At 57.6% G+C, this 14,139-nt stretch carries 14 protein-coding genes and 1 tRNA gene; 10 read left to right on the forward strand and 5 right to left on the reverse strand.

The features are described 5' to 3' along the window. Window positions 1-10 precede the first annotated feature (10 nt). The 4 genes from ACVC7O_RS20125 to ACVC7O_RS20140 all read left to right on the forward strand — a co-directional run bounded on the left by ACVC7O_RS20125 (window position 11) and on the right by ACVC7O_RS20140 (window position 3,546). The gene (locus ACVC7O_RS20125; protein ID WP_458323888.1) at window positions 11-622 is read left to right on the forward strand and encodes a glutathione S-transferase; all 612 of its coding nucleotides are present in this window, start codon (window positions 11-13) and stop codon (window positions 620-622) included. A 201-nt stretch (window positions 623-823) separates the two neighbouring features. Continuing rightward, entirely contained in the window at window positions 824-1,381 is a 558-nt protein-coding gene (gene petA, locus ACVC7O_RS20130) for a ubiquinol-cytochrome c reductase iron-sulfur subunit (protein ID WP_458323889.1), read from the forward strand. Window positions 1,382-1,393: 12 nt separating this feature from the next. After that, complete coding sequence (locus ACVC7O_RS20135; protein ID WP_458323890.1) at window positions 1,394-2,743, forward strand: cytochrome b; 1,350 nt, start codon at window positions 1,394-1,396, stop codon at window positions 2,741-2,743. Window positions 2,744-2,757: 14 nt separating this feature from the next. Continuing rightward, window positions 2,758-3,546, forward strand: a complete 789-nt coding sequence (locus tag ACVC7O_RS20140; RefSeq protein WP_458323891.1) for a cytochrome c1 — start codon at window positions 2,758-2,760, stop codon at window positions 3,544-3,546. A 423-nt stretch (window positions 3,547-3,969) separates the two neighbouring features. Here ACVC7O_RS20140 and ACVC7O_RS20145 read toward each other — a convergent pair whose 3' ends face one another. From ACVC7O_RS20145 to dapF, 4 genes are all read right to left on the reverse strand, one after another. Continuing rightward, a complete protein-coding gene (locus ACVC7O_RS20145) occupies window positions 3,970-4,119 on the reverse strand; it encodes a hypothetical protein (protein WP_458323892.1) in 150 nt (49 codons plus the stop codon). 131 nt (window positions 4,120-4,250) lie between these two features. Beyond that, window positions 4,251-4,925: a Crp/Fnr family transcriptional regulator gene (locus ACVC7O_RS20150; protein WP_458323893.1), complete on the reverse strand. Its 675-nt coding sequence runs from the start codon at window positions 4,923-4,925 to the stop codon at window positions 4,251-4,253. A gap of 390 nt (window positions 4,926-5,315) precedes the next feature. Then, on the reverse strand, window positions 5,316-6,569 hold the full coding sequence (mtaB, locus tag ACVC7O_RS20155; RefSeq protein WP_458323894.1) for a tRNA (N(6)-L-threonylcarbamoyladenosine(37)-C(2))-methylthiotransferase MtaB: 1,254 nt from the start codon (window positions 6,567-6,569) through the stop codon (window positions 5,316-5,318). Continuing rightward, window positions 6,566-7,399, reverse strand: coding sequence for a diaminopimelate epimerase (gene dapF / locus ACVC7O_RS20160; protein WP_458323895.1), 834 nt, complete (start codon window positions 7,397-7,399; stop codon window positions 6,566-6,568). The genes mtaB and dapF overlap by 4 nt, the downstream gene beginning before the upstream one ends. Before the next feature lie 106 nt (window positions 7,400-7,505). Here dapF and ACVC7O_RS20165 point away from each other — a divergent pair. After that, a tRNA-Lys gene (locus ACVC7O_RS20165) sits at window positions 7,506-7,581 on the forward strand. A gap of 1,333 nt (window positions 7,582-8,914) precedes the next feature. On the opposite strand, the gene ACVC7O_RS20170 is transcribed toward ACVC7O_RS20165, so the two are convergent. Then, a complete protein-coding gene (locus tag ACVC7O_RS20170; protein ID WP_458323896.1) occupies window positions 8,915-9,751 on the reverse strand; it encodes a TPM domain-containing protein in 837 nt (278 codons plus the stop codon). Between the two features lie 1,057 nt (window positions 9,752-10,808). On the opposite strand from ACVC7O_RS20170, the gene ACVC7O_RS20175 reads away from it, so the two are divergent. The 5 genes from ACVC7O_RS20175 (at window position 10,809) to ACVC7O_RS20195 (ending at window position 13,731) form a co-directional block, all read left to right on the forward strand. Then, window positions 10,809-10,901 carry a hypothetical protein gene (locus ACVC7O_RS20175; RefSeq protein ID WP_458326124.1) on the forward strand — a complete coding sequence of 31 codons (93 nt, stop codon included), beginning with the start codon at window positions 10,809-10,811 and terminating at the stop codon, window positions 10,899-10,901. Between the two features lie 239 nt (window positions 10,902-11,140). Continuing rightward, window positions 11,141-11,350, forward strand: coding sequence for a DUF2805 domain-containing protein (locus ACVC7O_RS20180; protein WP_458323897.1), 210 nt, complete (start codon window positions 11,141-11,143; stop codon window positions 11,348-11,350). A 264-nt stretch (window positions 11,351-11,614) separates the two neighbouring features. Beyond that, a complete protein-coding gene (locus ACVC7O_RS20185) occupies window positions 11,615-12,106 on the forward strand; it encodes a hypothetical protein (RefSeq protein WP_458323898.1) in 492 nt (163 codons plus the stop codon). Window positions 12,107-12,261: 155 nt separating this feature from the next. Further along, window positions 12,262-12,708, forward strand: a complete 447-nt coding sequence (locus ACVC7O_RS20190) for a hypothetical protein (RefSeq protein ID WP_458326125.1) — start codon at window positions 12,262-12,264, stop codon at window positions 12,706-12,708. Window positions 12,709-13,029: 321 nt separating this feature from the next. Next, on the forward strand, window positions 13,030-13,731 hold the full coding sequence (locus ACVC7O_RS20195) for a hypothetical protein (protein ID WP_458323899.1): 702 nt from the start codon (window positions 13,030-13,032) through the stop codon (window positions 13,729-13,731). Window positions 13,732-14,139 lie beyond the last annotated feature (408 nt).

Raw genomic sequence — 14,139 nt, forward strand, 5'->3', positions numbered from 1 at the left:
GGACCGTCCGATGAAGCTCTATCATTCCCCCGCCTCTCCCTTCGTGCGCAAGGTGGTCGTGCTACTGCACGAGCTTGGCAAGGCGGATGAGGTCGAGCTGATCGACGTGCAATCAACCGCCTTTGCCTCAGACAGCAGCCTCGCCGCCAGCAACCCTTTGGCCAAGCTGCCATCCTTGGTCCGCGACAATGGGACGACGCTGTATGACAGCCGAGTGATCACGGCCTTTCTGAACGATCTCTACGGCGGCAAGATGTATCCCGCCGGCGCGTCGCGCTGGGAAGTGCTGACCTTGGAGGCCACCGGCGACGGCATCATGGATTCGGCGGTGTCCATGGCGTATGAGATGCGCCTGCGCCCTGAAGAGATGCAATACGGCGACTGGATCGAAGCACAATGGGAGAAGGTCGCCCGTGCGATCTCGGTGCTGAACGCTCGCTGGATCAGCCATTTGTCGGGTCCGATGGATATGGGGCATATCTCGGTCGCCTGTGCGCTCTCTTATGTGGACTTCCGGCATGGCGCGCGCAACTGGCGTGCGGGCAATGAAGCGCTGGCCAAATGGCATGATGCCTTCGATTCGCGCCCGTCGATGGGTGCGACGAAACCGCCCGCCAACTAGGAAACCTGATTGAATTAACGATTTGAACGCGGGTTAAGTCTAAGAAACCGCGCAAAAGGCCTGTGCCTGCGACCGTTTGCGCCTGTTTGATTACTAGACGTGACGGAACCACGGCGCTACATAGCCGCTGGAGAAAGGCTGCGCTTTGCGCGGCCGGATTATGTTTTTTGCCGGTTCCCGGCTCAGAAAATGGAGAAACCCGTGTCCCACGCAGAAGATCACGACGGCAACCGCAGGGATTTCCTCTACTACGCGACCGCCGGTGCAGGTGCTGTCACGGCTGGCGCCGCGATTTGGCCGCTGGTGGATCAGATGAACCCCTCGGCTGACGTGCGCGCAGCGAGCACTCTGCGGGTGGATGTGTCTGGTCTGGAGCCTGGCTCACAGCTGCGCGTACTGTTTCTGGGCAAGCCGGTGTTCATCCGCCGCCGGACCGAGGATGAGATTGCCGAGGCGCGTGGGGTCGAGCTGTCGGATTTGCCAGACACCTCTTCGCGCAATGCGAATGCGGAGGGGACCGATGCGCTTGACGTGAACCGCAGCATTGACGAGGCCGGTGAGTGGCTGGTGATGACCGGTGTGTGCACGCATCTGGGCTGTATCCCCTTGGACAACGCGGGCAATTTCGGTGGCTGGTTCTGCCCCTGCCACGGCTCGCACTACGACATTTCCGGGCGTATCCGCCAAGGACCCGCGCCGGAAAATCTGCCGATCCCGCAGGCAGAATTCGTTGACGACACAACAATCTTGCTTGGTTAAGGGAGAAACCTGATGGCTGGAATTCCTCACGACCATTACGAACCGAAGGCGGCCTGGGAAAAGAGCCTTGCCAAGCGGTTGCCGATCGTCGGCCTGATGTATGACACGCTGATGATCCCGACGCCCAAGAACCTCAATTGGATGTGGATCTGGGGCATCGTTCTGACATTTGTGCTGGTTTTGCAAATCGTTACAGGGATTGTGCTGGTGATGCACTACACCCCGCATGTGGACCATGCTTTCGCATCGGTCGAGCACATCATGCGTAACGTCAATGGCGGGCACATGCTGCGATACATCCATCAGAATGGCGCGTCGCTGTTCTTTGTGGCGGTCTATGCGCACATCCTGCGGGGGCTCTATTACGGCTCTTACAAGGCACCGCGCGAGATCACCTGGATCATCGGAATGCTCATTTATCTGCTGATGATGGGCACCGCCTTTATGGGCTACGTGCTGCCCTGGGGTCAGATGTCCTTCTGGGGTGCGACCGTGATCACCGGCCTTTTTGGTGCGATCCCCTTTGTGGGCGAAGCACTGCAGGCCTGGCTGCTCGGCGGACCGGCGGTGGACAATGCCACGCTGAACCGCTTCTTCTCGCTGCACTATCTGCTACCCTTCGTGATCCTCGGTCTTGTTGTCGTGCACATTTGGGCCTTCCATACCACCGGCAACAACAACCCAACCGGGGTCGAAGTACGCCGGACCTCGAAGGAAGAAGCCGAGAAAGACACCCTGCCCTTCTGGCCCTATTTCGTGATCAAGGACCTCTTCGCGCTTGCGGTGATCCTCGCGGTGTTCTTTGCGGTGGTTGGCTTCATGCCGAACTACCTGGGCCACCCGGACAACTATATCGAGGCAGATCCGCTTTCGACGCCGTCGCACATCGTGCCCGAATGGTACTTCCTGCCGTTCTACGCGATCCTGCGCGCCTTCGATGACACGGTTTGGGTTGTGCAGATTGCCTCCTTCATCACCGGCGGCATCATCGATGCGAAGTTTTTCGGTGTGCTTGCGATGTTCGGGTCCATTGCCGTGATGGCCTTGGCACCCTGGCTCGACACGTCCTCGGTGCGTTCGGCACGCTACCGCCCGATGCTGAAGTGGTGGTTCTGGCTCTTCGTCGTGAACTTCTTCGTGCTGATGTGGGTTGGCGCGATGCCAGCAGAAGGCATCTACCCGATCATCGCTCTAATCGGTTCGGCCTACTGGTTTGCCTACTTCCTGATCATTCTGCCCCTGCTCGGGGTGATCGAGAAGCCGACGGCGCAGCCGGATACGATCGAAGACGATTTTGCCGCGCACTACCCGAAAGCGTCGGGCGACGCGGCCGGTCAAGCGCAAGCCACGCCTGCTGAATAAAGGAACAGATGCTCATGTTCAGAACACTCACACTCAGCGCTGTGGCGGCCCTTGGATTGGCCACAGCCGGTCATGCGGCAGGCGCTTACGACACCCATATCGAGGACTTCGACTTCTCCTTCGAAGGGCCATTCGGTGCTTACGATCAGAACCAGTTGCAGCGCGGTCTGCAGGTCTACACCGAGATCTGCTCAGCCTGCCATGGTTTGAAGTTTGTCCCGATCCGGTCTCTCTCGGAAGAGGGTGGCCCCTCGATGCCCGAGGATCAGGTGCGGGCCTACGCCGAGCAGTTCGAAGTCTATGACGCCGAAATCGACGACTTCCGCCCAGCACGGCCCTCGGATCACTTCCCTGAATCCGGCCTCGAGAATGCGCCCGACCTGAGCCTGATGGCAAAGGCGCGCGCGGGCTTCCACGGCCCCTACGGCCTCGGCATCAACCAGTTCTTCAAGGGGATTGGCGGGCCGGAGTACATCGCGTCGCTCCTGACCGGCTATACCGGTGAAGAAAAGGAAGAGGCGGGTGTCACGCTCTATGAAAACAAGGCGTTCCCCGGCGGCTGGCTGTCCATGGCTCCCCCGCTCTACGGTGAGGATGTGGAGTATGCAGATGGTCACGAGAACGACCTGCACCACATTTCAGAGGATGTGTCGGCCTTCCTGATGTGGACCGCCGAGCCGAAGATGATGGCGCGCAAGCAGGCTGGCTTTGTCGGTGTGGTCTTCCTGACCCTGCTATCCGTCCTGCTCTACCTGACAAACAAGCGGCTCTGGGCGCCGGTCAAAGGCAAAGAGACCACCTGACCGATCTCTCATTCGCTGAACTAAAAAACCCCCCGTGCTGTGAAGCGCGGGGGGTTTTCTGTCTGCGCCTTCTCGAGGAAGGCTAATGACAGACCCTGGGGAGAGTCAGAATCAGACGGTCCGAAGTGTCACGGCTAGTTGGCAGCTAATCGCATCTTTTTGCCGTGATCTCATTCCTGTCCCTTACTAAAATTCGTCCGTTACCATCTTGTTGGCCTTGTAAATCAAGGCAGGTACTCGCTACCGGTCACCACCAATAAGTTAACCATAGGTTAAGAGAGACTGGCCGTATGTGAACTGGATCACATTCGACGACTTTTCTGTCCACGACGTGGCCCGCTTGGCCCTATCAAACGCAGCCAATCTGGCCTGCGCCACGGAAGACCCCATCATAATCGTTAACGTGACAGCCATGTCAGCCCCTCAAAACCTGCGGTGAAATTTTTCCACCATGGACTGCGCGACGCGGAATTCGCGATCCGCCTCCGCCAACCAAGTCAATATTGTCCGCACCGGTGAGGCCGAGGGAGAAACCCTGGCCGGATCGGTCGCCTTATCGCTGCGGCGTTTCATGTCGTAGCCCCTTTTTGCAGTGGCGCCGAGTAATGCCCGGAGCCGCTTAGATCAGAACGTTCTGTCCTGATCTGAAAGCACTTTGCCGCAAAATCGAATCGGGGTCTGTGAAACGCTTCACACCGAAAGCATTAAATCTGGTGCAGGTCCGCCATAACTTGAAGCGCATCGCGGTCGAGGACGCGCACGCCGCCACGCGAGGCCTCGATGACACCAGCCCGCTTCCAGAGGGAAAGCGTCTTTGAGACCGCTTCCCGCGTGGCGCCCACGAACTCCGCGAGCTCCGACTGCGACAGCGGGAGGGTCGACAGCTGTTTCGATCCGTCCACCGTCAGATAGAGGATCTTCCGCGCCAGCCGCGCCGGCATGGACAGAAACACCTGCTCATTGAGCTGACTGCTCATCCACCGCATCCGCTCCCCTGCCAGCTGGATCATGTCGATGCCAAGGTCTGGCGCTTTGCGGATGGCGCTCAGCATATCCGCGTTCTTGACGCCGCGCAGCCGCGTCGGCTCAAGCGCCGTCACAGTCGCCGTACGTGTTCCGGGATCAAAGAGTGCGATCTCGCCAAAAAGCGCACCGGGCCGCATCACATCGAGCGATAGCTTGCGCCCTTCGCGCGACAACACGCTGAATTCCAGCGAACCGGACACGATGGCATAGAGCGTGTCGCCGATGTCGCCCTGCTCAAACAACACCTCGCCCTCCTCGAGCGAGACTTCTGTGGCGACCGACGCCATCAGGTCGGACAAGTCTTGTGACGCATGGGCCAGAAACCCGCTTTTCGGCAATGTAACCGTGTCCATCGTTGTCTCTTTCCTTCTAAGCGCCAACCGCCCGAGAGCGTTAGCCTACTGTGCCCCTTACAGCCTTTCAATCGCTGCGGGTAGTCCGCATGCGATGACAGAATTCACTTGTGTGAAGAGTCCCCCAAACGCCAGCGCCGGTCGGCAGCCGCGCCTCGCAACCTCATACCACGCGTCACCTAAGTACCCGAGGCAAAACGCTTGGCGGTCCAAGACAGACGGCAGCATTCCGCTCAATAGCCAACGACAGACTGGCTTACGTTCAGTCACCCTGGAGTGTCGTCTCCAGGGCTCAACTGATGTAATCCCCCAATGCACCTCTCCCACAAGGTCTCTTGAGAGTACTGACCAAGCAGCGCGCTTGTCACGAGATTTCTGGTATGGGCCTGATCAGGCGAGGAGGCTTTCGCCTGTCTTGTCAGTAATTGCCACGTCAACGATGCTACCCTCGATCTGCGAATTGGCGAGGTTAACCGGACAGAACTGTTCGGTTCGGCCCATCGTGGGGCTCTCCATCAAGACCTGATGGCGCTTGCCGACCTGCGCAGCGAGATGGCGTTGAACTTGCCGCTCTCCGGCCGCGCGCAGCCGCGCCGCGCGCTCTTTGATCAGGCGCCCCCCAACTGCGGGCATGCGCGCTGCGGGCGTGCCCTGGCGCGCCGAATAAGGAAAAACATGCAGCCATGTCAAATCGCACTCTTCCACCAGGGCCAGCGCCTTTTCAAACATCGCTTCAGTTTCCGTGGGAAAGCCTGCAATGATGTCCGCGCCAAAGGTCATCTCCGGTCGCAACTTGCGCGCCTCCTCGGTGAAGGCGATGGCATCGTCGCGCAGATGGCGGCGTTTCATGCGCTTCAGGATCAGGTCATCGCCATGCTGCAGAGACAGATGCAGATGCGGCATCAACCGCGGCTCGGTCGCGATGGCCTGCATGAGGTTCTCATCCACCTCGATGCTGTCAATCGAGCTGATCCGCAACCTGGGCAAATCCGGCACCAGCCGCAGAATACGCATGACCAGATCGCCCAGCTTTGGCCGAGCAGGCAGATCCGCGCCCCAGCTTGTCAAGTCGACTCCGGTCAGCACCACCTCGTTGAAGCCGCCGTCGACCAACCGCTTAATCTGATCCACCACGACACCGGCAGGGACCGAGCGCGAGTTACCACGTCCGTAGGGGATGATGCAGAAGGTGCACCGGTGATCGCACCCGTTCTGCACTTGCACGTAGGCGCGACTCCGCGTCCCGAACCCGTCGATGAGATGCCCAGCGGTTTCCGTGACGGACATGATATCATCGACCTGCAGCGCCTCGGTCTCACCGATGAAATCGGCGGCAAGCCCCGTCCAGGTCTGCGGCTGCATCTTCTCGGTGTTGCCGATCACAGCATCGACCTCGGGCATTTGCGCGAAGGTCTCGGGCTCGGTCTGCGCCGCGCAGCCGGTGACGATCAATCGTGCCTCCGGGTGGGCCCGGCGCAGTTTTCGGATGTCCTTGCGGGCTTTGCGCACGGCTTCTGCCGTCACGGCGCAGGTGTTGACCACAACGGCGTTGTCGAGACCTGCCGCGGCGGCGAGTTCTTTCATCGCCTCGGTTTCGTAAGCGTTGAGGCGGCATCCCATCGTTGAGAAAACCGGCGCGGTCATGAGAGCCCGTCCAGAAATTCGGGCGTCAGCGTGCCGGAGAATACGTGAGTGGTCGGGCCGGTCATCCAGACACCGTCGTCGCGCCAATCGACGAAGAGGGTGCCGCCATCGACGTCGATCTGCACCGCGCGCCCCGTCAGCCCACGCCGCGCCGCGGCCACGGCCGTTGCACAACTGGACGAGCCCGAAGCCAGGGTGATGCCCACGCCACGTTCCCAGACCCGCATGCGGATGCGGTCCGGCCCAGTGATTTCCGCGATCTGGACATTGGTCCGCTCGGGGTAGAGCGGGTGTGTTTCAAGGGCCGCCCCGAACGTGGCGAGATCGATATGATCGACGCTGTCCACAAAGAAGGTGCAATGGGGGTTGCCCATCCCAGTCGCAACGGGCGCGCCGTCGATGGGCAGAGACAGTGTCTCCATCGCATGGGCCAGCGGTATCTCTGCCCAGTCGAGCTGAGGGTGCCCCATGTTCACCGACGTCAGGCCATCACCCGCCTCACGCGCCATCAGTGCCCCCCGTTCGGTGGTGAGATGCAGCTCGGTCGCGCCGCTCTCATCCATAAGATAGCGGGCGATACAACGGGTCGCATTCCCGCAGGCCGCAGCCCCGGAGCCGTCGGCGTTAAAGAAGGTGAGATGCGGCGCCTCGGCCCCATTTGACAGCACGGCCAATTGGTCAAAACCCACGCCACGATGACGGTCACCCAAGGCGCGCGCCAGCGTGGCACCGACGTCGATCGCCTGCGCGCGCGTATCCAGCACGACGAAGTCGTTTCCCAGCCCGTGCATCTTCATGAAGGGCAAACCGATGGGGTCTGAACTGTGCATTGCGGCCATATAATCCGCTGCGTCAAAACTATCCAGTGCATCGTTCTGAAATGGCCGAATAAGGGCTTGACCCTCTCCCGCGACCTTTCTAAGTAGGCGCTCTAGTGGGCCGTTAGCTCAGTTGGTAGAGCAACTGACTTTTAATCAGTGGGTCGCAGGTTCGAATCCTGCACGGCTCACCACTAAACTAAATAAATTCAATAACTTACGGATGCCTTCCTATGGTCGGGCAGGTCCTTAGCTGGCTCTGGGGGAAATATGGGGGACAGTTTGCGCCATGTCGGGCCAATTTGGATGACCTTGTGAACGGCAAGCTGTAGAAGCAAAATGTCGCAGAAAAGCTTCTGAATGCTAGTCTAACGTACAGCAGAACCATTTATTACAACCAGCGCGCGGCTCTGACCCGAAAGCAAAAGAGCTACCCGCGACCGACGAGACCTCCGATTGTCCATAGGATCGGGAAGCTTCCGGCGTTTGAACTGGAGAGATCGGGGCCCTACTCGAACGTGACGGACAGCCGTTCAGCACTGATAACATAGCTGTCTGGATCTCGCGCAATTGCTTCGGCGAATTCAAGTCGGTGTTCTTCTGTTTGTTGTCCAATCCTCGGCGGTATCTGCCAGCATGCACTGGCCATATCTCCTGGCTCAAAGATTTGATCCGCCTCGCGGGGAGTGGCGCTTGTCAGCTCAGAGGTTGCGCCTTTCTCCTTAATGCTGATCCGAAACTGAACACGTTCGACAGTATGTCAACTCTTATTTTGAATTATAGCGGGAATTGGATAGTTACGGTTTTCCAGACAATGAGTTCCACGGTGAGCACCAGCGCGGACGGTGACATTGACTTCTTGCCAAGACCAGTATCCCCACCATGCGAGACTAGAGACTGCAGCAATCAGCGCCGTTGTAAGCATTGTCAGCAGTGCGTTTCATTTCATGCCACTACCTTGACGCGATTCCATAACACTGGACAAGTTAGAGAGCCCCCGGCATGTCCTTGGTCAAGCTGCGCCGCCATTCGCACGTAAGCCTCAGTGAATGACCATAAGCGCGTCATCCAGAATAGGCTTGCGTTACCTAAACGCAGCGGCGCCTGTTGCGTGAAAGCGGCGCCAACTACATCAGACAGCGAATGTTTGGGATTGGAGCGGTGACTGCGGACGAGATCCTTGCGCATTTGGCTAAGTGAACTGACGCCTAGCTACAGATGTCTGCAAGAGCCCATAAGAGACATTCACGTCCCATTCGAGATGCCGCAGTCGCAGCCCGATAAGCCGCCATTCGCTGCTTTCGCGACATCTGAAGCTTGGCCAACTGGTGGACCGCTAGAGGAAACCGACCTTCGCGGCAGATGCGCAAATGCGCGCTGTTGCTGGCTTGAAGCAAATGAAGAAACGTTCAGCCCAAGATTAACGTCTTCGGAACGGCGAAGCGGTAAATTACGCGCCAGACCAAACTGGTGACAAAAGCGGGGCACCGGTTGATTTCAAAACCCTCGTGTTTTGGGGGCGTGTGTTTAGAAGCGCCCTGAAGCACCGCCTCCACCAGAGCGGCCACCGCCGGATCCGCCTGAGCTGCTGCTCTTTTGCGGGATGACAAAGACGTGCGTGTCGACATGGCCGCAACTTACGCAGCGCCTTGTGCGAACACCTGAGCCGGATATCGTTCGGCTGGCCTGCATTGTTGTTTGACGCGTTTGCCGTAGGCCACGCTGACCGCAGTTAGGACATTTTCGTACTCGAGCCAGCTGATCACCGATAAGGCCGCGCCCATAGCTTAGCGCCGCGAAAGCACCAAAAAGAGCGAGTACCCAATTGTTGAGCCCGCCAGAGCCGCTACGCGGTTCTTGCCCGGCAAGAAAAGGCATGACGATTTCGTCAATCGTGGCTGTGGTACCTTCTTGTAGTCCGCGCACGTAATCGCCGTTCGAAAGAGCGGGTACGAAGCGATTGTCCACCACCCATTTTGCGTCTCTGTCCCAATAGTTTGAGTAAGCCACACCAAGTTCGATGCGCATTTCGCGATCTTCAGTAAGGATAAGGATAAGAACACCGTTATTGCTGTCGCTGTCGCCTACGCCCCATTTGTCAAAGAGCCCCCTCGAGAACTCTTCGAGCGTTTGGTTTGGTGCATAGAGGCGTTTGCTTTGGAGGGTTAGCAACGACATTTCGACCCCGGTTTCGGCCTTTAGAGCGCTAAGCTGGGCCGCGATTCTCGCCTCGATGTTGGCTGGAAGAACTTGCGCGTAGTCGTTGACAGTTGTGCTTTGGTAGATCGGATAGGATTGACCGAGGGCAGTGCTTGCCCAAAGACTAAGAACCAGAACAAAACTCCGCAATTGCTTACCTTTCATGATTTCAAGTGAACTATACGTATGTATTCATTGGAAAAGTTCTATGTTCTCTAATGGGTAATCGAAGAGCAAAATTCCCCTAGGTAAATTTTTGGCGAATTTCTTTTTGGGTTTTATCCCAAGTGTCTGGCGCTGAATTGGTTTGGCCGCATATACGGGTCAATTACGGGCTCTTCGCTGTCATCAACGCAGCGCTGCATGCGTAACCGAGTGGCGCCTGGGTGCATCGACGGCCCAATGCAGACTTTCGTATGCGCAGCGCGTGCCGCATTGCGGCTTCACCGAAGCCGACCTTCTTGAGTCGTAGGCTTCCAAATCAGAGCTTGATCCGACTATCGAGGTCACGGCGCTCCCTAGAACTTTCGTCGAGGAAAATGTCTAACGCCCGTATCGCAGCGTTCGCCTTTTGCGTGGCCTCTGCTTTGTGAACATCGGGGTTCCCGTCGACGTAAGCGTAGAACTTAATTGAAGTTCCAATCGCGGCATCATCCATCCGCCCGACTTGATCTGCGTTCGCATAGTAGAGGCTAGGCCTCACGGTCCGATCTGGGAGAGCTTTCTCAATTTCGGCTATTTCCCACCTTAACGCCTTCGCTACCGAACGTTTGTTCCTAACTGCTTCGTAGCGCACAAGCATTGCTGAAGATCGCCATTACCGCCAAAGGCTATACGCGGCAAAACACAAACCGAGTGCCGCATGCGCGACTGAAAGTGCGGGTACAATCGGAAGGATTTTGGTCAATAATTCGGTCATTTTTCCGAACTCCATACGACTCTGAAAATCCTCGCCTTAAAGAGATGGGAGGACCACGGCCTTTTGCGGCCATTCAGGATCTGAGACAACACATGTTTTGGAAAAGGTCCGCCACGCTCCTATGTCCTAAATATGACGACAGAGATCGAAACAAATGAGCTCTTCCTGTCTTGGGAATATTCCGCGGATATCGTCATGGGCGGTATCTCCATGGGCGAGCTTCGGGTCGAGGCCTAAAATGGACGCCGCGCGACGGTCCTGTTCGGTGAGGTCTCGCTTGAGAATAATGGCGGCTTCCTTCAGATCGCCGCCAACTTGAACACAGATGGCGGCCTATACGATGCAAGCGCTTGGGACGGCTTTGAGCTCACGGTCAGCGGCAATGAGGCGGCGTAAGACTTCCGCCTGCGCACCGATGCGTTGACCCGCCCATGGCAGTCCTTTCGAACGGATTTCATCGCGGCAAGCACCTGGAAAACACTGAGGCTACCGTTCGCGGACCTGACCCCCCACAAAACCGAGGCACATTTTGACCCCCGCCCGTCTGCGCCGCATCGGCATCCTTGCTATTGGCCGTGAAATGCAAGCTGAGGTCGCGGTTTCTGCCATAAGTTTCTACCGCGAATAGGCCCAGCATGACCCATCCTCTTCCTAACGCGCATCGCAGCGAGATCATCGAGATGCCACCTTCCGATCACTTCAGTTTTTCCGATATCGAGCGCGAATACGGGCTGGCTGAAAAACAGGTGAAAGCCCTGATGCGCAACACTCTCAAACCAGGTAGTTACCGTGCTTGGCGCAAACGCGTTCGTGATTTCAGTGACCGTCGCGCGCAGTACAAGTAGTGCGGTACGAAGTTTAGGGCCGGCCCAAAGGAGACGTCCAACTGTCACTTACTATGCTTCGGTGCGGCCTGTCAGACCGGGCTTTCGCTGCGACCGCAAAATTCAAGGTACAGTTAACTCAAAGATCGCGAGACAAGGCGAGCTTTCGCCTCGGCTGCGCCAAGGGCACCTTTGAGGCAATCAACCATTCGTCTTTCTGGTTCAGATTGTTGGGACTAGGCCTTGCACCATCGCGAAACCTAGGGCACCGTCGGATGTATTTCCATGGGTGCTTTTGTCTTGAAGAGCGAATTTAAGGAACCAGAGTACTGGGCCTACGAGAAACGGCCTTGGCATCTCAGACGCCCATTGATGCGCGAAGCGTCCGACAATGCCGAATGGCAGGTGCCGCAGGGTCGGATCGGAGGGCTCGTCCGCCAACAACGCCGCCGCGCTCAACTCGCCGCCACCCGCGGCAGCTGGCTCTTTGTCCTTCTCTTTGTGGTCATCTCTCTGGCGTTAACCAATTACGTGGGCACCGAGCTGTTTCGCCAGATCCAAGACGGCACCAAAATCGGCCTTGAGGCTGAGGCGAGTGTGTTGGATATGCAGCTGCGTCAAATGGACCGGGACCGCGACGTCGCCTGGTCTGCGATCACGGCCTCTGTCGCTTTGTCGTTGCGGCCATTCGACAGCTCCGACGGCCTGGATCTCGATCCCAATGGCTGGGCGATTGATACCAATGACAACACCCCGCATAATCAAGTTGAACAGTGACGGGCAAGGCGCGTTCACCGATGATGCCGGCCTGACATGGCAACGCACGCAGGTGGCCTTCGCGCTGGGGACATCATCACTCGATTTTTTGCTTCAAAACCCTGAGAACAGCTCGGAACTGCTTGTTTTCTCCCGTGCTCAAACTGACCGGTTTGGTGCGCCCGGTTTTTCCGGCCTATGTCTCAAAAGACGGCGGACAGACGTGGAGCGTATCTCGAGTCCCGGACTTAAGATCGGATCCAAGCTTTGATCTTCGTGTAAATCCTTTTGGGTCAACGGTCTTCGCTCAAGGGCAGAAGAGCAGTTTACGTTCTGGCGATTTCGGCGCGACCTGGCGTCTGACAAATCTGTCTAGGGATGCGAACCAAATAGAAGAGTTTCCAGACTACCTCATCGCATCGGTCCGCGCTTCTGTGGAGGCACCGCAGATTTCGACCGACAACGGAGTCACATGGCGTGACTTAGAGATTCCAGAAGCCGCGAGACCTCGTAGCTCGTTCTTGGACGCCACGCGCGACCAAATCACAATCTCGACCCGTCCGTCACCAGGAAATGCCGCTGACAGTCGTACTTTCCGAACAACAGACTTGGGTGAATCCTAGGAAGAGATTGATGAAATTGAGCCAGAAATCCTTGAGCCGATCATCGCTGAAGACAGCTCTCGCATAACGCTTGGTGACGACAATTTCGTAGTGGAAAACAACCTTGACCGCTTAACTGTCTGACTAGCTAATGAAGAAGTCTTCGCCATAGATGTCAGGAATTTTGATCCAGAATTCACATTTTCTGATGGCCTCCAGACCGCCGCAATACCATACGGCAACCTCCTAGACGCGCTGCAATTTGCAGGTACAGTGGATGGAGGAGCTACATGGAAACAGTTCCCTTCCGCGATCCCAAGGGATGGTGAGCCGGTCTACGATGTGCTTGCATTCTCCGCGGCCCCTTTCGCCGTCTTTATCTCCGATGGGTCGCGCAGCGCGCGGCTTGACAGGTTTTACGCGGCCCTGCTTTCCGAATTGGTCCCGACCCCAGGCCCCGAGGGGGATGCTGCGATGCGCGAGGCGCTGTCTCAACTCACGCCGGCCCTCCAGCGCTCTGATCCACTTCGGCTTCGGCTGCAAGACTTCCGGCGCACAATCGAAGACCGAACGGACCTTGTGCGCGAGAGGGACAGCAAGCTGGCCGAGGCCGCCCAAGTTGGCGGCACCGGCACCTCCACCGCGCAACGCAGCCGCGCGTTTACCGAGTTTCTGCAAAACTGCACCCTAGGTGAAGCGTGCATCGGGGCTTACTTGCGGATCGTCGAGAGTGAGGAGCAATCGGTGTGGCAGTACATCGGGGAGCGCGCGCCGCCGGCAGTCTTGATCCTCTTCTTGCTCGCCACTCTCGGTGGGCTATACCGCTACAACCTGCGGCTGACCGGATTTCATCACTCCCGCGCGGATGCCCTCGAACTCTTCGCCCATCTGCACGGCGACAACACATCTCTCACCTCCGACCAGATCACGGCATTTGCTGGGCTCGCGGACCAGATGGCGGCAGATAAGGTCGAGTTTGGCAAATCCGGCACACCTTCTGACAAGGCCATTGAACTCGCGCGGATCATCTCTCAACGGCGCTAAGACCTTGAAAGCCACCCTTTGAGAGAGTTGGAATTGTGTCCGAAACTAACCACTACCACTGCCGATATGATCCCGTACCATCCAATCTGGGCTCATCGCAGCCCCTAGAGCCGACGCAGCATCTCGAAGAACTGACTGATTGGATGCCATATGGACGGCCCATACCGCCCTTTCATCAACTGATTGAGATGCTGCAGCCGCAGCCCTCACAAGCGCCATTCGCTGCGCTGCCCAAAAACCGTGATTGGTCAAACTCACAGTCTGCGGGACTTTCCCGCCGTCCATTTGGACTGTCGAAACGACCGAAATCGGTACGATCGCCGCCGTTCAAATTCTCGAACCAACGCGGGCTCATTCATTCGGCCATAGAGTTGTCATTATAGCGTTCGGCAAACGCGTTCTTAGTCA

Source organism: Roseobacter cerffii (assembly GCF_054226325.1).

Excerpts from the sequence above, each read along its gene's own strand:
- ACVC7O_RS20125 (WP_458323888.1), top strand. The coding sequence starts at position 11 with ATGAAGCTCTATCATTCCCCCGCCTCTCCCTTCGTGCGCAAGGTGGTC.
- ACVC7O_RS20135 (WP_458323890.1), top strand. The coding sequence starts at position 1,394 with ATGGCTGGAATTCCTCACGACCATTACGAACCGAAGGCGGCCTGGGAA.
- ACVC7O_RS20140 (WP_458323891.1), top strand. The coding sequence starts at position 2,758 with ATGTTCAGAACACTCACACTCAGCGCTGTGGCGGCCCTTGGATTGGCC.
- ACVC7O_RS20145 (WP_458323892.1), bottom strand. The coding sequence starts at position 4,119 with ATGAAACGCCGCAGCGATAAGGCGACCGATCCGGCCAGGGTTTCTCCC.
- ACVC7O_RS20150 (WP_458323893.1), bottom strand. The coding sequence starts at position 4,925 with ATGGACACGGTTACATTGCCGAAAAGCGGGTTTCTGGCCCATGCGTCA.
- mtaB (WP_458323894.1), bottom strand. The coding sequence starts at position 6,569 with ATGACCGCGCCGGTTTTCTCAACGATGGGATGCCGCCTCAACGCTTAC.
- dapF (WP_458323895.1), bottom strand. The coding sequence starts at position 7,399 with ATGCACAGTTCAGACCCCATCGGTTTGCCCTTCATGAAGATGCACGGG.
- ACVC7O_RS20170 (WP_458323896.1), bottom strand. The coding sequence starts at position 9,751 with ATGAAAGGTAAGCAATTGCGGAGTTTTGTTCTGGTTCTTAGTCTTTGG.
- ACVC7O_RS20180 (WP_458323897.1), top strand. The coding sequence starts at position 11,141 with ATGACCCATCCTCTTCCTAACGCGCATCGCAGCGAGATCATCGAGATG.
- ACVC7O_RS20185 (WP_458323898.1), top strand. The coding sequence starts at position 11,615 with ATGGGTGCTTTTGTCTTGAAGAGCGAATTTAAGGAACCAGAGTACTGG.